Source organism: Propionivibrio sp. (assembly GCF_047602565.1).
Classification (GTDB): domain Bacteria; phylum Pseudomonadota; class Gammaproteobacteria; order Burkholderiales; family Rhodocyclaceae; genus Propionivibrio.
In genome coordinates this window covers 4,726,469-4,745,316 of sequence record NZ_JASGGX010000001.1, presented here as the reverse complement: position 1 = coordinate 4,745,316, position 18,848 = coordinate 4,726,469, and the positions used below count along the sequence as shown (strand labels likewise).

Below are 18,848 nucleotides of genomic sequence, written 5' to 3'. Positions count from 1 at the left end.
AGCCCCACAGGGCTCCGACCGTGGCTGAAATCACCAGCACCGAGGCGGGTGCAACCGGCCGGTATGTCAATTTCGGCACCCAGGCTGCTCTCGCCAATCTCGCCAACACCCCCAGCGGATGTACGGTCATTGCGTACATCAAGGCCGGGGCTCAAGGCGCGACGAACTACATCTTCGGGAAGTGCGATTCGGCGGGGGTCGGCCTCCGCCTCGCGCTGAATAGCGCCCGGCAGATCGCGTTCTCACCCTATTCCGTCGCCGGATCGATCAACCCCTCCGTTGTTGGCACGGCCGCGGTTCCAACCACGTCGTGGTGTCATGTCCAGGCGACTGCGACCGGTAATGGCTCTCTGCTCGCTGCGCAGATCAAGATCTACATCGACGCCGGCGCGGCGGATACACCGAGTTCAGCGGTGGACGGCTCCGGTTCGATCAGCAGCGACACCGCGAATCCGGTCTATGTTCTCAACCGCCCGGGCCTCGGGCGCGGAATCATTGGCGATACCGCGTACGTAGCGGTGTGGAACCGCGTGCTATCAGACTCGGACCGCGCGACCGTTCGCGCCAATGGACCGCTTTCCGTGGCCTCGGGACTGGTATTCTGTTTTGCGAACGACCAGGACTACTCGACCAATGCGCTGACGTATGCCGATCGGTCGACGCGCGTGACCGGCAGCACCCCGACCAACACGGCGTTGGGGACTTTGGCGACGGATGCTACGGCGAGCGGCGGCACAGGCGCCGGCGCGGGGTCAGGTTCGGGCGGCTCGGCGACCGGCGAGACAGTTTCCGGAGATGCGACGGCGGACGGCGGTACCGGTGCTGGAGTCGGCAGCGGCTCCGGCGGTGATGCCGTCGGATCGACGATCACGCTCTCCGCCGCATATGAGCGATCGAGCGTCAATCTGACCGGCTCCAGCGTCTCGGGATCAGGCGATTCAGCCATCATCGCCATCAAGCCCAAGGTCCAGGAAAGCGAAGTCGTCTCGTCGGAGACGCGCTGGCTCGAGCCGAGCGTCGATGTCGTCGGGGTCAACGGCCTGCGCCCGACATTCCGATTCCTCGACTACAAGAGCGGCGCCGGGGGAATGCATGCCTACCCCTGGACGGCGTCTCGGCGCCCCATGTACTCCTACGACGACGGCGCGACGTGGAACTACTTCGACACCGCCGTCACGCTCGACTCTGCGAATCAGTGGGTACAGTTCCGCCACTCCGCGGCGTTCACGCAAAACAAGGTCCGCATCTCACGGAGCCGGCAGGCCTCGGTACATCTCATTGGCGACTGGATCGCCGCCCGTGCGGCCGCGTACCCTGATTTCTTCGTCCCGGCGCCATCGGCCTTGGCCTATACCCCAAGCAGCGCCGTCGCGGACTACGCCGCCCAGGCCTTCATCGCCGACGAATTCTCCGCGCAGACCGACAGCCTCGGGGCTGCTGTACCCATTACGCCGTTCTACGCCGCGCAGATAAACGATACTTCGCTGACGCCATTGTCGGGTGGGGCAAAGCGTGTTGCCGTATTCACCAGCGCGGTGCACGCCGGCGAGGACTACGCCAATTATGTGCTGCAAGCCGTGCTCGACTACCTCTGCGGGGCGTCGGAGGCGGCCATCGCCCTCCGGAGCGAATGGCGAATCCTGATCTACCTCTGCATCAATGCCCCCGGCCGTGCCGGGGGCGGATGGCGTGGATCGTGGACGCAAGGGACGTCGGGGGCTGATGATGCCAATCGGCATTTCTCCGAATCCGGTTCGGGTCTGGAAATCGTCAACAAACCCAAGGTCTCGTTCACTACCGACCGGGCAGGGATAGTTCCCGATTGGACGATAGATTTTCACGGCACGTTCGCCAACACCTGGTCGGTCTACGTGGATAGCGGCGATGCCGTGCAGGAGTTGTTCCGTACGACGCTGCAGTCGCTGAGCGGCCAGACGATTGTTAATGAAGGGGTGTCGGTCGGCGGCAACCTCAACCTTTATTTCAAAAGCCTCGGCGCGCGGCTGGGCCTCACGCACGAGTGCGGCGATCTCGCCCCCATGTCTGACGCTGCGATCGTCACGCAGGGTTCCGGGATCGTCAGGACACTGTATTCCCTGCTCCAATCCGGGGTATTCGGCGCCGTGGCCAGCGGCGGCACCGGAATCGGCGTCGGCAGCGGTAGCGGTGGTGATGCGACGGTTATGGGGGACGGCTCGGTCACGGCATCGGGCGGCGTCGGGACCGGCCACGGGTCGGGATTCGGCGGAGGGGCGGACGGGCAGATCAGTGGCACGGCATCGGGTGGCGCTGGAACCGGAAGCGGCAGTGGCAGCGGAGGAGACGCCGCTGGGGCGGCTGGCGGCTCGGCCACGGCGTCCGGCGGCACGGGCACCGGCCACGGATCGGGATCAGGCGGCGCCGCGGCCGGACAGATCAACGGCGTTGCGTCCGGCGGCATGGGGACTGGGTATGGATCAGGGTCCGGCGGCGATGCCATCGGCGGTACCGCAGATGCGGTAGCCAGCGGCGGCACGGGCACTGGCCACGGCAGCGGATCAGGGGGTTCTGCGTTCGGATCAGGAAACCAGCAGTTCGTCCGCCCGCCCCGCTCGCGCCTAGTCGTCGTCCCCTTCGAAAATCGACGAGTGAGGATCCAATGATCGGCGATGGATTTGTGTGCGACCAGGACGGCTACTACATCGAGGTGAAGGCCGGTACGACAGTCAACTACGGGTTTTTCTGGCGCGACTGGCTTGCCGGCCGTGCGATCCAGTCGAGCACGTGGGAGGTGCCGTCCGGGCTGACCAAGGTTTCCGATGGCCATGACGATATCTCGACCTCGGTCACCATCACGGCGAACAGCCCCGGCACCTACGTGATCGGCAACACGATCCAGGCCGAAGAGCTGGCCCCGAAGCGTACCTTCCGCATCATCGTGGAGGCCTGATGGCGCGCCGCTCGCAGCCGATGGACGACGTCACGTTCCGCTGCGGCGTGTGCCGGCACGTCTTCAACGCGCGCCCGGCCGAGGTCGTCGACGCGCCGGAGCGCGAGCATCATCCCTGGGACTATTACGCCGCTTGCCCGGTGTGCGACGCGCGCGCCGGGCAAGCCTACTGGGAAAAGGCGCTGCTCAAGGCCTGGACGTCCGCCACCGGGCCGAAGACCCCCGAAGGCCTGGCTGCCACGGCCAAGAACCTCGAAGGTCACCCGACGCCGGAGGAAGCACGGCGCACCCGCTTCAACGCCATGAAACATGGCCTGGCCGCGCGCACGGCGACGTATTTCCCGGCCAAGCCGGACGGCTACGCCTTCTGCAAGGCCTGCGACATCGACCGCGACTGGTGCGCCGACCAGCCGGCGTGCGCCAGACAGACGCAGTTGTTCATGCAGCACCACGCCGCGTTCGAGTCGGGCGACCCGAAGCACCTCAAGGGCATCTACGCCGACCTGCAGGGCGCCATCATGGCCGTGCTGCAGCAGATCCTGCAGACCATCATCGCCGACGGCGTCAAGATCACCTGCCCGCAGTGGTACACCGACAAGGAAACGGGTCGAGTCATCATCGCCGAGTACATCGACGAGAACGGCGAGCGGCGCGTGCTGACCGAAATCGAGGCGCATCCGCTATTCAAGCCGCTCGGCGAGCTGCTCTCGCGCAACAGCCTGTCGCTCGCCGACATGGGCATGACCGCCAAGGTCATCAAGGAAGAGGAACAGGAAATGGGCCGCCTGCAGACGCAGGATGACGCCCGTCAGGCGCTTTCCGATTTTTCGAAGCAGCAGGCCGCCTCGCTCGACGCCTTGCGCAGCATGATGGAAAAGGCCAGAGAGAACCGGAAGGCCGATCCGATCCTTATTGAGTATCAGCAACAGAACGGAGGGAACTCATGAACGTTAAGAATCTCGTTAACCGCTTCCTTGGCTGGGATCTACCAAAGGACTTCGCACCGGACGCTGGAATTTCGTTCAAGCCAACAAAGCTATCCGGACAGCCCGGCGGGTGGCCAGTCGGCACGAATTTACTGACGGCAGAACAGGCCAAGCAAATGTTTGAACATGTGCTGCAGGCCGATATCGACATGGATTTCGGAATGGCGCTCGATGCGCTCAAGGCCGGGAAAAAGGTCTGCCGAGCCGGATGGAACGGCAAGGGCATGTGGCTTCAGTTGGTTGTTCCGCACAGCAATCGCCCGCCACAAGCACCGACGGCGATGGTTCTTTCATTGCCCGACGACGTTGATACCTTGCCGTGGATTGGCATGAAGACGGCGGACGACAAATTCGTGCCGTGGCTAGCCTCTCAGACGGACATGCTGTCCGAAGACTGGATGGTTGTCCCGTAGCGATGCCCCGAATCGCCGCCGCTGAACGCATCCAGATCGCCAGCCGGGCCGAGGCGGCGATCATGAAGTTCGCCCGCGTCGACCCGGAGACGGGGCTGCGGCCGCACGCCCTCTGGCACAAGCACGTGCACAACGTGACGCTCGATCCCGTGCAGGTGCTCAAGATGGTCGAGATGGACCAGCACCCGAACACCATCGACGTCTCCTGCCGGCGCACCGGCAAGACGGCGGGCAAGGAGATGTACCTGCTCGAGCACCTGGCCACCATGCCGCACCAGGATCTCGGCGTCGTCGCCCCGCGGCAGCAGCAGGCGCAGAACAACCTCTCTTATCACCTTGACGCCATCCAGCGCTCCGAGATGCTGGCCAGCTACATCGGCTACAAGAACGGCCGCAAGCAGAAGTCCGACACCAAGTATGAATTCGCCAACGGTAGCGGCGCCTCGGCCTACGGCATCATGAGCCAGATCGACGGCGATTCGCTGACCGCCGCCTCGCTCGAGGAAACCGACGACATGCCGGCCGAGCGCCTGCTCTCGCGCTTCCTGCCCATGCTCGGCGCCGCGCGCCGGCTCGGCGTCGATCCGGGCGCCGCCAGCTTCAAGCCACAGATCCGCATCACCGGAGTGTTCAAGGGCGCGGACGTGCTGCAGACGCTGCTCGACACGGGGCAGTACAAGCTGCTGCCGGCGGTCAACGTCTACCTCGGCATCGAGTTGGGCATCCTCAACGAGAAATTCATGCTCGAGATGCGCGCGCAACTGCCCGAGGGCGAATTCATCCGACAGTTCCTGTGCATGAACATCGGCAGCCAGAATTTCATCTGGGAAAAGCACATCCGCCGCGCCCTGGCCCTGGGGCTGCAGGCGGGCCTGCAGCTGGCCGGGCCGCTGCCGGGCGCACGCTACAAGAAGCGCGGCCTCGTCTCGCTCGGCTACGACCACACCGGCCACGGCGAAAGCCTCACCGCGTCGAAATCCGCGCTGGTCGTCGCCGAGCAGATCGGCGCCTTCGTCACCTTCCCCTACGTGCGCACCTGGCCGGCCGGCACCGACGACAAAATCATCGAAAACGACCTCTACGCCCTGTACGACTACTTCCGCCCCGACGTCGCCATCGGCGACGCGTTCGGCGTCGGCATGCTCACCAGCCTCAACGACCGGCTGTTCAAGGGCGGACTGACCGACATCGACCGGCGCACCATCGGCGACGGCCAGAGCACCGCCAGCACCTGGGGCGAATGGCCGTTCGCCCCGCTGCGCTTCGAGGGCATGGTCAAACACAGCATGGCCAGCGCGCTGAAGGCCGTCTTCCACAACGGCAACGCCGCCATCCCCTACGTCGACACCGGTGCCGACGCCGTGCGCGATGACGCCAACGTGGTGTGGACGCCGAAAGAGATCTGGAGCGACAAGGAAGCCGCCGCCGACTGGCTCCTCTTCTGCCGCCAGCTCGGCAACATCAAGACCGAGGAGACCCGGGCCGGCTATCTCAGCTTCAAGATGGCCGAGCCGCGCCTCGGCGACGACCTGTTCGACGCCGCCATGGCCGCCAACTGGGGCCTGGTAACACGCGGCGCCGACCTCGTCCCGGCAGTGATCGGCGCGCGCACCCAGACCCGCGAGCAGCTGCTCGGGAGGCGCGCCGCATGAGTTACGCCAAGGTCAAGGGCCGCACGCCCTCATTGTTCGACGCAAAACCGGAAGTGCGCCGCCCGGCCCGCCCGGCCGCGCTGATCGACGAAGCCGAGCACGCGCGTATCCGCGCCAACGTCGACGCCGTCAAGGCGTACCTGCCCGAGTTCTGGCCGTTCATCAAGGAACTGCACGCGGCCGGGCTGATCGACGGCCTGCGAGCCATCGTGCGCGTCGACACCCACCCCCTCAAGGAGTCCTGACATGGGCCTGCTGCAACGCGCCTTCGGCGCACTTAAAAGCGGATTCACCCTGCCCAACGAACCGGCTGACCGCTCGAGCGAAAAAGGCAAGCGCCCCACCCCGGAGAACTCGCTCAAGTACCTCTACCGCACCCTGTGGGTCGATCCCGACCTGCGCCAGGCCATCCTCGACATCCGCGAGATGGATCGCCTCGACGGCCGGGTCAAGCGCATCCACAACCGCCTGGCGCGCGACACCATCAAGGGCGGCCTGGTCCTGCAGCAGACCAGGGACAACCCGCGCATCGCGCAGCTGTGGGACGACTTCTCCCGCCGCCTGCAGCTCGACCGCGCCGAAAAGCTCAAGTCCGACGCCCGCGGCTTCGTGATGGAGGGCAACCTGCCGCTGCAGGTCGTGCTGGACGACGCTCGAAACGTTGTCAACCTGATCCGCATGCCCTCGGAAACGATCCTGCCCAACGTCGACGACGCTGGCCGTTTCAAGGACGTCACCCGCGCCTACTTCCAGTTCGACCTCGCCACCGGCACCGAACTGGCCGCCTTCCCGCTGTGGCAGCTGTTCCTCTGCCGCTTCGACCCGGACAACTTCGACGACATGGGCGCCCTCGGCCGGCCGTTCCTCGACGCCGACCGCTCGGTATGGCGCAAGCTCCGCATGACCGAGGAAGACCTCGTCATCCGCCGCCGCACCCGCGCCCCGCTGCGCCTGGCGCACACACTGGAAGGCGCTTCCGGTCCTGAACTCGACGCCTACCAGAAAACCATCGAGAACCGCCAGAACGAAATCACTACCGACTTCTTCCTCAACAAGAAGGGGGGCGTCACCGCGGTGCAGGGCGACAGCAACCTCGACCAGATCGAGGACGTCGTCTACCTGCTCGACACCTTCTTCTCCGGCTCGCCGCTGCCCAAGGGACTGATGGGCTACACCAAGGACATGGCGCGCGACATCCTGGAAGACCTGAAGCGCGACTACTACGAGGAAGTCGATTCGGTGCAGGACACCCAGGCCTACGCCTATGCCCACGCTTTTCGCCTGCAACTGCTGTTCAAGGGCATCAACCCGTCCGGCGAGGATTTCACTGTCGGCTTCGCCGAGCGGCGCACCGAGACGCCGAATCAGACCGTCGACCGCGGCCTCAAGCTGAAGGCCATGGGGCTGCCCGAAGGCATGGTCTGGGAAGAGCTCGGCTACGACGCCACCTACGTGCGCCAGCGCCGCGACTACGAGCAGAAGCACTACGACCCGTACCCCGACCCGTCAGCGATCAAGCCCGCCGGCACGCCGGCGGTCAAGGTCACCCCCGGCAACGCGCCGAAGGGCGAGAGCATGACCAGCATGGGCACGCATGGCCAATAGCGAACAGGCGGCGATCAAGCGCGCCACCCTGGCCGCGCACCGCGCCGTCGAGGAACTCGATTCCGCTTCGCTGAAGGAGCTGAAGCGGATCTACGCGCAGGCCGCCGAGGACGTCGCCGCGCAGATCCGCGCGCACGCGGGCGGCGACGACACGGTGACCCTCTACGAACTGCGCTCGCTGCTCGACCAGATCGAAACCCGCCTGCGGCAGCTGTCGGTGGACCGCAACGCCGTCGTCGACGCCGGCCTCGACCAGGCCGCCCGGCTCGGCGCCCAGCCCTTCGCCGCCTCGGTCGACAGCCCGGCCGCGATGCGCGCGGCCGACGAGGCGCTGCGCTTCGTGCGCAACTTCGTCGCCGAGGACGGCCTGCAGCTCTCCGACCGCATCTGGCGCCTCGACCGCGGCGCGCGCGACACGCTGGTGAATGCCATCGAGCAGGCCGTCATCCAGGGCCACGGCGCCGCCGAGGCCGCACGCGATTTCCTCTCGCGCGGCCAGCCGGTGCCGCTCGACGTGCAGGCCCGGCTCGACTCGGCCAATGCCCCGCGCCTCGCCCGCGGCGCCGTCGACCAGCTGCTCACTGGACAGGGCAACCCGCTCGACAACGCCATGCGCCTGATGCGCACCGAACTCAACCGCGCGCACGGCGAGGCCTACATGATGTCCGGCGAGGATCATCCCGACTTCGCCGGATGGCGCTTCCTGCTCTCGCCGGCGCACCCCGAGCCGGACATCTGCGACCTCCTGTCCGCGCAGAACCTGCACGGCCTCGGCCAGGGCGTCTATCCCTCGCGCGAGAAATGCCCCTGGCCCGCGCACCCCAACACCCTGTCGTTTCTGGAGATCGTGTTCAAGGACGAGATCACCGACGCCGACCGCCAGGGCCAGGAAACGCCGCTGCAGGCCCTGGCGCGCCTCACCGCCGCGCAGCGCGCCGGCGTGCTGGGCCAGGCCAAGGCCGCCGTCTACAACGCCGGGCAGCTCACCCAGGGCATGATCCGCGCCCCGTGGCGGGCCGTGCGGAAGCGCATCGGCCAGCCCCCCGCGCCGGCCGCGGCCAAGGCGGTCCCGAAAGTGCAAAAACCGCCCAAAGGCCGTCTCGCCCTCGACGAGATGATCACCCTGGGCAACACCCGCGCCGAGACGCTGATCGCCCAGGCCGCCGCCAGCGGGCGGCTCGGCGAGGCGCTTCCCGGCACCCTCCTTCAAGCCCTGCGCGCCGCCCGCACCATCGATGCCGAGGCCAAGATCGCCAACGGCGGCAAGGGCGCCGACCTGGTGCGCGCCGTCTCCCGCCTGTTCCCCGACGACTGGACGCAGGCGGCCGACCGTTTCGGTCCGCTCTACGTGCGCGGCACCGCCGGCCGCGCCTGGCACATCACCCTGCCCTCCGCCAGTGCCGGCCGCTCCTTCGCCGTCAAGGGTTTCCGCTTCGTCGCCCAGGGCAACGACGGGCTGATCGCCGCCCGCGACTATAAATCCGCCCTGCACGAGTACAGCCACCGGCTGCAGCACGCGCTGCCAGCGCTCGACGACTATTTCCAGGATCTCCACCAGCGGCGCACCGCGGGCGACCCGCTGAAACGGCTGCGCGATTTGATCCCCGGGTCCGGCTATGCTAGTAATGAGGTCACCCGGGAGGACAAGTACATCCACGTCTACCAGGGCAAGATCTACTCGGGCGGCAATCGCTACCTGGGCAAGCACGGCGCCATGGAAGTCATCACCATGGCCTTCGAAAGCGTCTTCGGCAACCGCCCCGACGTCGTCGAAAAGCTGGTCCGGGACGACCGCGAAATGTTCAACCTGGTGCTGGGGGTGCTCTTCCACTATGTTCCGTAGCGTCCGCCTCGAACCGCTCACCGCCCACGAGCGGCCGCTCGTCTTCGAGTGGGATATGGACTCTGGCAGCCTGCGTGGCCAGGACGCCGCCCGGGTCCGCGCGCTGGCGGAAGACGCGGTGCGCGCGCGCACGGTCCTCGGCCACCCCTACCCGACGCCGTACGAGCTCACCGACCCGCTGCGCCGTCCGGCCGAACTGGCGGTCGTGCTGGGCAACGACTGGCGGCTCGACGACTTCCTGCAAGCGGCCTATCCTGCCGCGGACGGCGACGACCTGTTGATCGAGATCGACAGCGACGGGCAGGAACGGCCGTCGGAGTTTCGTCCAATATATTAAATAAGCATATAATCGCGTCGGGACAAAGGGAGAAAAAAATGGCGCTTATAAAATGCAGGGAATGTGGGAACGAAGTCAGCGACAGTGCGAAGACCTGTCCGAAATGCGGGGCAAAACCCCTGGAGTCCAATTGGTGGATACTGATTCTTGTACTGGTCGTTCTTGTTCCCCTTGGCATCTATTTCCTTGGGAAGGCCGATCCAAAGGGAGAAGAAAAGCGGCATGCGCGTGACGCCATTGCGATGTGCTGGACGCAGTACGAACGGAAATCCCTGGACCCTGCGGAAAAGCGTTTCATTGCCTCGACGTGTGAAATGATGGAACGGGACTTTCAGAAGGCGTACGGAAGCCGTCCGTGAAGCTTTTTCGTGTCTTGGCGATATCTGCCCTCATACTGGCTTTCCTGCCGTCTGCTGAAGCCGCTTCTGCCCGGAGTTCCCGTGCAATCGCTGAGTTCAAGGCAGCGCAGCCGTGCCCGGCCACAGGGAAATCCTCAAGGAAATGTCCGGGGTATCAGATCGACCATGTACTGCCGCTCAAATGCGGTGGTCCGGATCGGCCGGACAATATGCAGTGGCTGACGATCGAGGAACACAAGGCTAAGACGCGGCGGGAGGCTCGGTGGTGTCGTCCGCCGAAGGGCCACTTCATCGTCAAAATCACTCAGGGCGGGCGGTCAACGCGGTACTCGGCCATTGCCCGTAGCGCCGGGCACGCCTTGGCCGATGCGTTCCTGCGGCTCTCCGGCACCACGCCGTTCAGCATCGTCGTTCAAAGCCGGGTCGCACGCCATGGATGACCCTCGCAAACCCTATATAGTGTCGTTGGTCCGCGAGAATATGATCGTCCAGATCGTCGTCGCGGCGGTTTCGCAGCGCGAGGCGCTGGACGGCGTGCACCAATTCCTGGACGGGGCTGAACGCCTGCACGGAAAACGCTACCGCGTGTTCGCGGACAGGATTTGCCAGCGGCGCGCCGCTTGACCAACCAAACCCCGCTCCGGCGGGGTTTTTGCTGGCCACCATTTCCCCTTGCCGGTAAATTACTGTATAAAATTACAGTATGAAATGCCGTCTTGTCGAACTCTATACTCACGGGGTCCGCCGCGATCCTCACGAGGTGCTGGCGGCCGAGCCGCTCGTCGGTGATTTGGTCATTGAAAACTGCCGGCGCTCGCCTCGCTGGACACGCTTGGCCGAGCTGAAGGAGCACAAGCCCGGCTACACGCGCCCGATGCTGCCGCCGCTATCCGACCCGGTGGCGGTGCGGGCCAAGCCGGGCGACAATGGCTTCGTGCTGCGCGGATGCCAGCTCTCCGCTCGCACCGTCAACGGCGAGCCGGTCATCACCGAGTTCATTCAGGAGTGGTGGATTCGTCCCGAGTAATCTCCCCGACATACCTCTCCCTGTTTTTGTCTTGCCCCCCGGCTGAAACTCGCCCCTGACCCTTTCAGGTCGGCGCGGCGGGGGTCCAGTTCGCTCCTGCTCCCGCTGCGCGCTTTCACGCGAGGCGGGCATGTCATGTAAATCACGCATCATCCGGCTGGAAGCGCCGGCCGAACGGACAGTGCGATTCCTGTCCGGACTCCATGTGCAGCTGGAGGACGGCGTCACGCGCTCCTGGGTGACCATCACCCGCACCGGCACATTCACCGATCCGCGCTATGGCAAGTTCGACATCACGCGCGAGATGCTCCTGTCGATGGTCGCCAACTTCGAGGCCAACACCTACGGGCAGGACATCTTCGTCGACGTCGGGCACAAGCCGCAGGACGGCGCCGCGGCCAAGGTCGTCAGGCTGGCCGTCGAAGGCGACCGCCTGCGCGCGCAGGTCGAGTGGACGCCGTACGGCATCGACGCGGTGAAGAACAAGGGCATGGCCTACCTCTCCGCCGAGTATCACGAGAATTTCCGCGACAACGAAACCGGTACCGCCCATGGATGCGTGCTCCTGGGCGCGGGGCTTGTGACCCGGCCCTGCATCAAGCGGCTCGATCCGGTCCAGTTGAGCGAAGCGGACGCCGGCGCCAAGGGCGCGGCCGTCCTGCTGCATCCGACCCTCCTTACCGAACTTCTCTCCGAGGTCAAGCACACCATGGAAAAACATCTCAAGCAGCTGGAAGAACAACTGCGCGCCCGCAAGCTCTCCGACGCCGCGATCACCTCTATCCTGGCCGCCGCCCGGCAGGCGCTCACCGGCATGAGCGACGACGCGACGATGAAGTCGCTGTGCGACGCGCTGCTCGACGGCGCCGTGAAGCTCGCCGAAGGCACCGCGCCGGTCATCAACATCACCGGCGGCGGGCTCACCGCCACCGACGTCACCCGCATCCTGGCCGAAACCGAGGCCCGGAAGGACGATGCCGCAAAGAAACTGGCCGAGACGCTCGACGGCCACCGCAAGATCCTCGCCGACGCGATCAACGCCGCCACCGGTTTTGACGCCGACACCAAGGCCAAGCTGCTCGCCGACGCGGCCGAGCTCGTCACCGCCGCGATGAGCGCCGACCAGGTCAAGCGTCTGGCCGAGCACATGGTGCGCGTCGGCAACGATCTCGCCGTCGCCCGCCAGCTCTCCGCGCAGGGTTTCCGCATCGCCGGCACCGCGCACATCACGGTCGACGACTCCAACTCCATCAAGGCGCTGCAGGAAGCCGTCGACAAGCGCCTGCGCCTCTCGCCGCCGAAGGATTCGGCGAACAAGGAACTGGTCGACGCCGCGCTGGCGCTTTACGACGCCGAGCACGCTGCCCAGCTGCACCGCGAGCACAAGCAGCTCGCCGGCGGCGACGGCATCATCTCTGACGTCTCGGTGCCGGCCGCCTTCGAGCGCACGGTGATCCGCGAGGCCCTCTACCCGCTCGTCGCCCTGCAGTTCGTGAACGTCGGCACCGCCGAATTCGGCGGCTCGCTGCAGATCCCGTACAGCTACCGCGACACCACGGCCGCCGGACGCGACGCCACGCGCAAGTACGAGGGCCAGGGCATCGCCCGCGCCGGCATCAAGCAGGCGATGGATACCGCCTACCCGCTGCCGCAGAAGCTCGCCTTCGAGGTCTCGGACGAACTGCGCTACCTCACCGCCACCGGCCGCATCGACTTCGAGGCCGTCGCCGAGAACGTGCGCAACGCCGCGCGCATCATCGGCGAGGACACCGAGCGCCTGCTGCTCAACGAAATGGTCAACGCCGGCGACGAGTTCGCGGTGACCACCGTGGCCACCGAGACGCTCACCTCGCAGGTCAACGGCACCAACAAGGTCTTCGTCCTGGCCAACTTCCCGGTGGTCAAGCCGCGCAAGATCTTCGACCTGCAGGGCAACCAGGTCGGCAGCACGGCCAACCCGATCACCGTCACGCTCAACAGCGTGGCGCGTCTCGAGTACGACGGCACCGGTACGCAGGCCGCCGGCACCTACTGGACGCTGGACTACAACCTCGGCGAACTGCGCTTCGTCACCGAGGCCGGCGTGGCGGTCGCGCCGACCAGCGCCTGGGCGCTGGTGGTCGGCTACGGCTACACCACCAACGTCTACAAGTTCGACACCGATCTCGGCTCGCTCACCGCCGGCGCCAAGTGGGACGACTTCCTCTACCGCTACGGCCTGCGCCGCTCGGTGCTGGAAGACCAGCGCTTCTACCGCGCCAACTTCGGCCTGATGGCCGGCACCATACACGAGATGATCCTGCTGGCCAACCAGTTCAAAGCCTCTGACGCCCGCGGCCAGACCGCGGTCAACGCCGCCGGCGACCTGGGCCCGGTCCGCAGCGTGCCGAACTACAAGAGCTTCGCCCCCGGGCTGCAACTGGCGGACACGCGCGTGCTGATCGGCGAGCGCGCCAACACCCGCTACCGCATGGCCAAGCCCTGGGCCATGGGCGAGCTGCAGGACCAGCGCGACAGCAACGGCCGCTTCACCGGCAAGAAGGAAGCGTACGGCGACCAGTTCGTCTTCCTGCACACGCCGGCGCCGCTGAAGGGCTGCTACACCAGCGTCGTGCTGTATTCCGCCACGGGCCGCGTGGCCCGCGCCGCGTAACTCCCGCCGTCCCCCGGCTTGCCCCGGCCTTCAGGCCGGGGCCTTTTCCCGACCGACAGGAGCGCACGATGCAAAAAACCATCACCAACAACGGCTGCGGCCCGCTGTACGTGGGCGGCCGCATGATTCCCCCGGGCGAGTCGCTGGTCTTCGAGGAGGCCGAGCTGCCCCCCGAACACCGCGAGGCACCGGCACCCGAACCCGAGGCGCCGCCGCCCGACCGCCTCGCCGAAATCGCCGGCCTCGCGATCAAGGTCATCATCCCGATCCTGGCCGACCTCTCCGACGAGGACCTGGCGCGCCTCAAGGCCATCGAGGAAGCCGGGCAGAAGCGCAAGACCCTGCTCGCCGAGATCGCCGCGGTCACGCTCGACCGCGCCGCGAAGAAGCTGGATGCCGCGCAGGACCCCGCCGTACCGCCGCCGTCAGAGCCGGCCCCCGCCGATCCCGCTGCGCAGGACCCGGCCGCGCCGCCGCCGGACGAACCCGAAGGCCCCGCGGAGTAGGCCATGTCCGGGACGATGAGCCGCGCCGACCTGGTGGCCGACCTCAAGGCGTCGCTGCACGACGCCGCCGAGGTGTTCACGGCCGCCGGCGGGGCGGACTTCGCCCGGCTGCTCGACCTCGCCGCGCTGGACTTCGCCCGCCCGCGCCCGCGCACGCTGATCGGCAGCGTGCTGCTCGCCGCCGGCACCGCCGACTACGCCCTGCCCGACGACTTCCACGCCTACAAGACGGACCTGTGGATCGATCCCGCGCGCGCCGGCAAGCCGTGGGAGAAGCACTACGCTGGCCCCGCGCCCCGGATCGCCGTGGCCTTCATCGACGGCGTGCAGCGGCTGATCTTCTTCCCGGCGCCGACCTGGGAACAGATCGCCGCCTGGGGCAGCGCCTTCCGCTACTACTACTTCGCCCGCCACCTCATCGGCGAGGCGGCCGCGCAGACCACCCTCGACGCCGGCGACCGCGGCCTGCTGCTGCTGCGCGCCCAGGCCGAGGCCATGCGCGAGCTCGCCATGCGCAACATCGGCAAGCCCGTGGCGCTGCGCGACGGTCTCAACAGCGCGCCGCGCAACGGCACGCCTGCGGCGCTCTACCAGGCGCTGCTCGACGAATTCAGGGTGGCGGCATGAACGGCATCACGGTCAAGGTCGATCACGCCCGCGCCGTCGCCGCGTTCAGGAAGGCGCCGGAGGTGATGCACCGGCACGTTGACGGGGGGCTCGCGCGCGGCGCGCAGGAAGTGGCGCGCGACGCCCGCCAGCGCGCGCCCAAGGCGTTTTCCCTGCTGGTCAATTCGATCCTGGCGACCCGGGTCGGGCCGCTGCACTGGCGCGTGCAGCCGGGCGTCGAACTACGCACGTCCGGTCGAGGAAGGCCGCCGCCCCGGCGTCATGCCCGGCGCCGGACTCACCGAATGGGTGCGCTTCCGTACCGGGCTGCAGGGCCGCGAGCTCGACCGCACCACGTTCCTCATCGCCCGCGCCATCGGCCGCCGCGGCATCCAGCCGCAGCCGTACCTGGCGCCGGCCGCCGAAGCGCAGACCAGCCGCGTCGTCGATCTGGTGCGCTACGCCGTGGCCCAGGGCGTGCGGGAGGTGATGGCATGACCCTCGCCGAACGCATGGAGGCCCTGGCCGCGCTGCTGGCCGAACGCTGCCCGTCACGCCGCGTCACGCGCTCGCTGCGCGACTTCGCCGAGCGCCAGCCGGCCGAGCTCAAGCGCGGCATCTACACCCTGCTCAGCCTGGGCGAATCCGACTACGCCAACCTGCGCGAGCGCGCCGCGATGGACGGCCGCCACCGGCTGCTGCTGGTCGGCCAGATCCAGGTGCACGAATCGGCCGACGCCGAGGCCGTCGAGGACGCCGAGTTCGCCATGGTCGAGCAGATCAAGGACGTCATGCGCGACCTGCCGGCCGGCTTCGCCTGCCTGGAAATGAAGGCGTTCCGCCAGAGCGGCCAGGTCGAGCACCCCTACGGCTGGATCGCCGTGGATCTGGAGATGCCGTCATGAGCGAGCCGCTCGAACTGCGCCTCGTGCGCGACAAGGCCGGCGCGCACAGCACGCTCGGCACCCTCTACGTTCGACGGCCGCCGCTTCTGCGAAACGCTGGAGGACACGCTGCGCGAGCGGCCCGGCGTGCCGGTCGCGGAGTGGAAGATCGCCGGACATACCGCCATCCCGCGCGGCCGTTACCGCGTGGTCATCGACGACTCCGCGCGCTTCGGCCGGCCGATGCTGCACCTCCTCGACGTGCCGGGCTTCACCGGCATCCGCGTGCACGGTGCCAACACCGACCGCGACGTGCGGGGCTGCATCGGCGTCGGCGCCGTGCGGCGGGGCGACGGCATCGCCCTGTGCGCCGACGTCCTCGCCCACCTGGAAAAGACCGTCGCCCAGGCGCTCGCCGCCGGGCGCGATGCGTGGATGGAGGTGCTCTGATGGGCTGGCTGCGCGAAGCGATCAACGACGGCCGCACCGGCAAGGCATCGAGCAAGCGCATCGTCATGCTGATGGGCGGCGCGGCCCTGTCCGTCTCGGTCGTCGTGCTCTCGGTGGCGGCGCTGCTCGGCCATCCCGTCGCCGGCGAGCTCGGCGCCGTCTCGGTGCCGCTCGCCGGGCTGGCCGGCTACAGCTACGTCGAACGGCAAACAGGTGGAGGCCAATCGTGCTGCCCCTGCTGCTTGACCTGCTGCGCCGCAACTGGCTGTCGATCGCCCTGCTCGTGGCCGGCGCGGCGTTCGGCGCCTGGGCGGCCTGGTCGATCCAGGGCGTACGCCTGGACGAGGCGCGCGACGACCTCGCCGAAGCGCGCCAGGCCTTCACCCGCTTCAAGGCCGCGCTGGCCCTGCAGGAAGAGGAAGAGGCGCAGCGCGCCGACGCCGCACGGCGCCGAGCGGCCGACGATCACCGGAGGTTGAGCGATGAACTGGAAAAACGGATTGCCGCGGGCGACGCGTATCGCCGCTGTGTGGCTGCTGGCAAGTGCGGTGCAGTCGTGCGCGACGTGTCCGCCGGAGGTTGTGGTCCGACCCTCCGTTCTACCGGCCGCCGCCGGACCTGATGCGGCCGGCGCCGACGCAGTACCTGCTGCAGGAGGACATGCGGCGGACGAGCCCGGAGTAGTCGCCGACTGCGCCCGCGCCACGCTGCAGCTCAACGACCTGCAGGCCGACATCGAACGCCAGCCCGCCTACCGGAGCGCGCCATGAACGACGACGACGTGCGCTGCCCCTTCAACGCCGACGTGGTCGAGTACCGCATCCAGGCGCTCGAGAAGTCGATCGAGGAAATCAGTCGGGCCGTGAAGAGCATCGCCGAGACCACGGAGAAGATCGCCCGGCTCGAGGAACGCCACAGCGAGACGCGCGAAGCGCTGGAGCGGGCGTTTTCCGCGATCTCCCGCACCCGCGACGAGATGAAGGGGCTGGAGAAGGACATCGATCGCCGCCTGCGCTCGCTGGAAGCCGATATGCCGGCGGTGCGCGAGACCTCCGGCTGGGTCAAGGCCGGCGTCATCTCCCTGGTCGGCCTCGTCCTGTTCGCCGCCATCAAGCTGTCTCTGCGCTTTTGAGAGGAATCCCATGACCAAGAAAACCGCATCCCCCGCCGCCGCCGCCACCGGACAGGCGGCCTACCACGACGGCCCGCCGGAGATCGAGTTCGTCGGCCGCCGCTGGCTGCGCGGCCGTGCGCAGCCGCTGTCCGACGCCGAATTCGCCGCCCTGCAGGCGCGCCCCGACGCCGCGCAGTTCGGCTTCACCTTCACCGGCGACCCGCTCGCCATCCCCGCCCCCGTTTCCGAGGAGTAAGACATGGCCCAAGCCATCGGCGCGATGATGCAGCTGCTGCTGCAGCGCGAAGCCAGCTTCCGCGTGCGGCCGACGCCCGCCGCCGCGTTCAAGCTGCCGTTCACCAAGTACAACATGGGCCGCGACCCGCAGAAAGTGCGCGACCCGTCGATCTCGTCCTCGCCGCTGCCCGGCAAGTCGGGCCTGGGCGATGCCGTCGTCCAGGGCAGCATCGAGTCCATCCTCGACCTGCGCAGCATCGGCCACCTACTGGCCCTGCTGCTCGGCGTGCCGACCACCGGCAAGGCGGTGACCAAGCAGCCGACCAACGTCACCGGCGTCACTGCGCAATACGCGCAGAGCGCCGCGCCCGCCGGCGCCGGCACGCTGACCTACGTCAGCGCCGCGAAGACGCTGTCCTGGAAGGCCCAGGGCGACGCCACCGCCGGCACGGCGGTCGATGTCTCGGCCGGCGGCACCTTCACGCTGCAGTCCGGCACCGGCTCGCACGCGCTGACCGTCACCGTCAATGCCGGCGCGCTGGCTTCCGCCGACAAGTCGGACACCGACATCGCGGTGAGCACCGCGCTCAAGTGCCACGTCTTCCCGATCAATCTCGGCGTGCGCCCGTCCGCCCTGCTCGAGCTCGGGCACCTGGACACCGGCACGTACTACCGCACGCTCGGCGCCAAGATCAACAAGCTGTCCTACGACCTGACCGCGCGCGAGCAGAACATCACCCTCGACGTGCTGGCTGGCGACGAGACCGAGTACGCCACCGTCCACGACGCCGCGCCCACGGCCTACGCCAGCGTGCGCGCCTGCGGCTCGGGCGGCGTGATCAGCAACGGCGTCGACGCCACGCTGGGCACCATCGTCAGCGGCACCATCGAGATCAACAACAACATGACCGGCTATCCGCTGGTCGACGGCCGCGAAGGCTACGGCCTGATCGATCAGGGCGAGCTCAACATCGGCGGCAAGATCAAGACCATCTTCGACGGCGCCGGCGCCTACCAGCTCGCGCGCACCAGCACCAGCACCCGTCTGCGCGTGGGTTCGACATCGGTCGAGGGCGCCGACACCTTCGCGCTGTACTGGGACATTCCCAACACCGAGCTGGTCGAGCAGGCCGTGCCCAAGGAAGGCAAGTCCGGGCTCTTCGTCGAACTCGACTGGTCGGCGCACCGCGACACCGCCGGCAGCCTGCCGGTGGTCACCCTGATCAACGACGTGGCGGGGTACTGAC

Annotated in this window: 23 protein-coding genes and 1 pseudogene; 23 read left to right on the top strand and 1 reads right to left on the bottom strand. The window is 67.5% G+C overall.

Features of this window, described 5'->3' with window-relative positions; all coding sequences use genetic code 11:
- Window positions 1-20: 20 nt before the first annotated feature.
- From QM701_RS22470 to QM701_RS22395, 16 genes are all read left to right on the top strand, one after another.
- Window positions 21-2,642, top strand: coding sequence for a hypothetical protein (locus QM701_RS22470; protein WP_415169218.1), 2,622 nt, complete (start codon window positions 21-23; stop codon window positions 2,640-2,642).
- Complete coding sequence (locus QM701_RS22465; protein ID WP_415169217.1) at window positions 2,639-2,929, top strand: hypothetical protein; 291 nt, start codon at window positions 2,639-2,641, stop codon at window positions 2,927-2,929. Before QM701_RS22470 ends, QM701_RS22465 begins: the two co-directional genes overlap by 4 nt.
- On the top strand, window positions 2,929-3,876 hold the full coding sequence (locus QM701_RS22460) for a hypothetical protein (RefSeq protein ID WP_415169216.1): 948 nt from the start codon (window positions 2,929-2,931) through the stop codon (window positions 3,874-3,876). The genes QM701_RS22465 and QM701_RS22460 overlap by 1 nt, the downstream gene beginning before the upstream one ends.
- Window positions 3,873-4,328: a DUF2829 domain-containing protein gene (locus tag QM701_RS22455; protein WP_415169215.1), complete on the top strand. Its 456-nt coding sequence runs from the start codon at window positions 3,873-3,875 to the stop codon at window positions 4,326-4,328. Before QM701_RS22460 ends, QM701_RS22455 begins: the two co-directional genes overlap by 4 nt.
- Window positions 4,329-4,330: 2 nt before the next feature.
- Window positions 4,331-5,980 carry a hypothetical protein gene (locus QM701_RS22450; RefSeq protein ID WP_415169214.1) on the top strand — a complete coding sequence of 550 codons (1,650 nt, stop codon included), beginning with the start codon at window positions 4,331-4,333 and terminating at the stop codon, window positions 5,978-5,980.
- Window positions 5,977-6,225 carry a hypothetical protein gene (locus tag QM701_RS22445; protein ID WP_415169213.1) on the top strand — a complete coding sequence of 83 codons (249 nt, stop codon included), beginning with the start codon at window positions 5,977-5,979 and terminating at the stop codon, window positions 6,223-6,225. The genes QM701_RS22450 and QM701_RS22445 overlap by 4 nt, the downstream gene beginning before the upstream one ends.
- Window position 6,226: 1 nt before the next feature.
- A complete protein-coding gene (locus QM701_RS22440; RefSeq protein ID WP_415169212.1) occupies window positions 6,227-7,585 on the top strand; it encodes a hypothetical protein in 1,359 nt (452 codons plus the stop codon).
- Window positions 7,575-9,428: a hypothetical protein gene (locus tag QM701_RS22435; RefSeq protein ID WP_415169211.1), complete on the top strand. Its 1,854-nt coding sequence runs from the start codon at window positions 7,575-7,577 to the stop codon at window positions 9,426-9,428. Before QM701_RS22440 ends, QM701_RS22435 begins: the two co-directional genes overlap by 11 nt.
- Window positions 9,418-9,765 carry a hypothetical protein gene (locus QM701_RS22430; protein ID WP_415169210.1) on the top strand — a complete coding sequence of 116 codons (348 nt, stop codon included), beginning with the start codon at window positions 9,418-9,420 and terminating at the stop codon, window positions 9,763-9,765. Before QM701_RS22435 ends, QM701_RS22430 begins: the two co-directional genes overlap by 11 nt.
- A 38-nt stretch (window positions 9,766-9,803) precedes the next feature.
- Window positions 9,804-10,124: a zinc ribbon domain-containing protein gene (locus QM701_RS22425; protein ID WP_415169209.1), complete on the top strand. Its 321-nt coding sequence runs from the start codon at window positions 9,804-9,806 to the stop codon at window positions 10,122-10,124.
- Complete coding sequence (locus QM701_RS22420) at window positions 10,121-10,564, top strand: HNH endonuclease signature motif containing protein (protein WP_415169208.1); 444 nt, start codon at window positions 10,121-10,123, stop codon at window positions 10,562-10,564. The genes QM701_RS22425 and QM701_RS22420 overlap by 4 nt, the downstream gene beginning before the upstream one ends.
- A gap of 40 nt (window positions 10,565-10,604) precedes the next feature.
- Window positions 10,605-10,748: a hypothetical protein gene (locus tag QM701_RS22415; RefSeq protein WP_415169207.1), complete on the top strand. Its 144-nt coding sequence runs from the start codon at window positions 10,605-10,607 to the stop codon at window positions 10,746-10,748.
- A gap of 79 nt (window positions 10,749-10,827) precedes the next feature.
- Entirely contained in the window at window positions 10,828-11,151 is a 324-nt protein-coding gene (locus QM701_RS22410; protein ID WP_415169206.1) for a hypothetical protein, read from the top strand.
- A gap of 130 nt (window positions 11,152-11,281) precedes the next feature.
- Window positions 11,282-13,804 carry a phage protease gene (locus tag QM701_RS22405; RefSeq protein WP_415169205.1) on the top strand — a complete coding sequence of 841 codons (2,523 nt, stop codon included), beginning with the start codon at window positions 11,282-11,284 and terminating at the stop codon, window positions 13,802-13,804.
- A 68-nt stretch (window positions 13,805-13,872) separates the two neighbouring features.
- Complete coding sequence (locus QM701_RS22400; protein WP_415169204.1) at window positions 13,873-14,310, top strand: hypothetical protein; 438 nt, start codon at window positions 13,873-13,875, stop codon at window positions 14,308-14,310.
- A 3-nt stretch (window positions 14,311-14,313) separates the two neighbouring features.
- Window positions 14,314-14,937: a hypothetical protein gene (locus tag QM701_RS22395; protein ID WP_415169203.1), complete on the top strand. Its 624-nt coding sequence runs from the start codon at window positions 14,314-14,316 to the stop codon at window positions 14,935-14,937.
- Here QM701_RS22395 and QM701_RS22390 read toward each other — a convergent pair.
- Window positions 14,898-15,134 (bottom strand): hypothetical protein, encoded by a 237-nt coding sequence (locus tag QM701_RS22390; RefSeq protein ID WP_415169202.1) that lies wholly within the window; start codon window positions 15,132-15,134, stop codon window positions 14,898-14,900. The genes QM701_RS22395 and QM701_RS22390 overlap by 40 nt on opposite strands.
- A gap of 64 nt (window positions 15,135-15,198) precedes the next feature.
- On the opposite strand from QM701_RS22390, the gene QM701_RS22385 reads away from it, so the two are divergent.
- The 7 genes and pseudogenes from QM701_RS22385 to QM701_RS22355 all read left to right on the top strand — a co-directional run bounded on the left by QM701_RS22385 (window position 15,199) and on the right by QM701_RS22355 (window position 18,847).
- Window positions 15,199-15,414 (top strand): hypothetical protein, encoded by a 216-nt coding sequence (locus QM701_RS22385; RefSeq protein WP_415169201.1) that lies wholly within the window; start codon window positions 15,199-15,201, stop codon window positions 15,412-15,414.
- Complete coding sequence (locus QM701_RS22380) at window positions 15,411-15,821, top strand: hypothetical protein (RefSeq protein WP_415169200.1); 411 nt, start codon at window positions 15,411-15,413, stop codon at window positions 15,819-15,821. Before QM701_RS22385 ends, QM701_RS22380 begins: the two co-directional genes overlap by 4 nt.
- 81 nt (window positions 15,822-15,902) lie before the next feature.
- Window positions 15,903-16,250, top strand: a pseudogene (locus QM701_RS22375) (DUF5675 family protein); the annotation flags it as partial.
- 226 nt (window positions 16,251-16,476) lie between these two features.
- Window positions 16,477-16,872, top strand: a complete 396-nt coding sequence (locus QM701_RS22370; protein WP_415169199.1) for a hypothetical protein — start codon at window positions 16,477-16,479, stop codon at window positions 16,870-16,872.
- A 144-nt stretch (window positions 16,873-17,016) separates the two neighbouring features.
- Window positions 17,017-17,382: a hypothetical protein gene (locus tag QM701_RS22365; RefSeq protein ID WP_415169198.1), complete on the top strand. Its 366-nt coding sequence runs from the start codon at window positions 17,017-17,019 to the stop codon at window positions 17,380-17,382.
- Window positions 17,383-17,392: 10 nt separating this feature from the next.
- Window positions 17,393-17,620, top strand: a complete 228-nt coding sequence (locus QM701_RS22360) for a hypothetical protein (protein WP_415169197.1) — start codon at window positions 17,393-17,395, stop codon at window positions 17,618-17,620.
- 3 nt (window positions 17,621-17,623) lie between these two features.
- Window positions 17,624-18,847 carry a phage tail tube protein gene (locus QM701_RS22355; protein ID WP_415169196.1) on the top strand — a complete coding sequence of 408 codons (1,224 nt, stop codon included), beginning with the start codon at window positions 17,624-17,626 and terminating at the stop codon, window positions 18,845-18,847.
- Window position 18,848 lies beyond the last annotated feature (1 nt).

What these genes read in the sequence shown, in the direction of transcription:
- QM701_RS22395 (WP_415169203.1), top strand. Translation starts at nt 14,314, where the DNA reads ATGTCCGGGACGATGAGCCGCGCCGACCTGGTGGCCGACCTCAAGGCG.
- QM701_RS22465 (WP_415169217.1), top strand. Translation starts at nt 2,639, where the DNA reads ATGATCGGCGATGGATTTGTGTGCGACCAGGACGGCTACTACATCGAG.
- QM701_RS22385 (WP_415169201.1), top strand. Translation starts at nt 15,199, where the DNA reads ATGCCCGGCGCCGGACTCACCGAATGGGTGCGCTTCCGTACCGGGCTG.
- QM701_RS22410 (WP_415169206.1), top strand. Translation starts at nt 10,828, where the DNA reads ATGAAATGCCGTCTTGTCGAACTCTATACTCACGGGGTCCGCCGCGAT.
- QM701_RS22440 (WP_415169212.1), top strand. Translation starts at nt 6,227, where the DNA reads ATGGGCCTGCTGCAACGCGCCTTCGGCGCACTTAAAAGCGGATTCACC.
- QM701_RS22380 (WP_415169200.1), top strand. Translation starts at nt 15,411, where the DNA reads ATGACCCTCGCCGAACGCATGGAGGCCCTGGCCGCGCTGCTGGCCGAA.
- QM701_RS22355 (WP_415169196.1), top strand. Translation starts at nt 17,624, where the DNA reads ATGGCCCAAGCCATCGGCGCGATGATGCAGCTGCTGCTGCAGCGCGAA.
- QM701_RS22365 (WP_415169198.1), top strand. Translation starts at nt 17,017, where the DNA reads ATGAACGACGACGACGTGCGCTGCCCCTTCAACGCCGACGTGGTCGAG.
- QM701_RS22460 (WP_415169216.1), top strand. Translation starts at nt 2,929, where the DNA reads ATGGCGCGCCGCTCGCAGCCGATGGACGACGTCACGTTCCGCTGCGGC.
- QM701_RS22445 (WP_415169213.1), top strand. Translation starts at nt 5,977, where the DNA reads ATGAGTTACGCCAAGGTCAAGGGCCGCACGCCCTCATTGTTCGACGCA.
- QM701_RS22430 (WP_415169210.1), top strand. Translation starts at nt 9,418, where the DNA reads ATGTTCCGTAGCGTCCGCCTCGAACCGCTCACCGCCCACGAGCGGCCG.
- QM701_RS22435 (WP_415169211.1), top strand. Translation starts at nt 7,575, where the DNA reads ATGGCCAATAGCGAACAGGCGGCGATCAAGCGCGCCACCCTGGCCGCG.
- QM701_RS22415 (WP_415169207.1), top strand. Translation starts at nt 10,605, where the DNA reads ATGATCGTCCAGATCGTCGTCGCGGCGGTTTCGCAGCGCGAGGCGCTG.
- QM701_RS22400 (WP_415169204.1), top strand. Translation starts at nt 13,873, where the DNA reads ATGCAAAAAACCATCACCAACAACGGCTGCGGCCCGCTGTACGTGGGC.
- QM701_RS22450 (WP_415169214.1), top strand. Translation starts at nt 4,331, where the DNA reads ATGCCCCGAATCGCCGCCGCTGAACGCATCCAGATCGCCAGCCGGGCC.
- QM701_RS22360 (WP_415169197.1), top strand. Translation starts at nt 17,393, where the DNA reads ATGACCAAGAAAACCGCATCCCCCGCCGCCGCCGCCACCGGACAGGCG.
- QM701_RS22405 (WP_415169205.1), top strand. Translation starts at nt 11,282, where the DNA reads ATGTCATGTAAATCACGCATCATCCGGCTGGAAGCGCCGGCCGAACGG.
- QM701_RS22425 (WP_415169209.1), top strand. Translation starts at nt 9,804, where the DNA reads ATGGCGCTTATAAAATGCAGGGAATGTGGGAACGAAGTCAGCGACAGT.
- QM701_RS22455 (WP_415169215.1), top strand. Translation starts at nt 3,873, where the DNA reads ATGAACGTTAAGAATCTCGTTAACCGCTTCCTTGGCTGGGATCTACCA.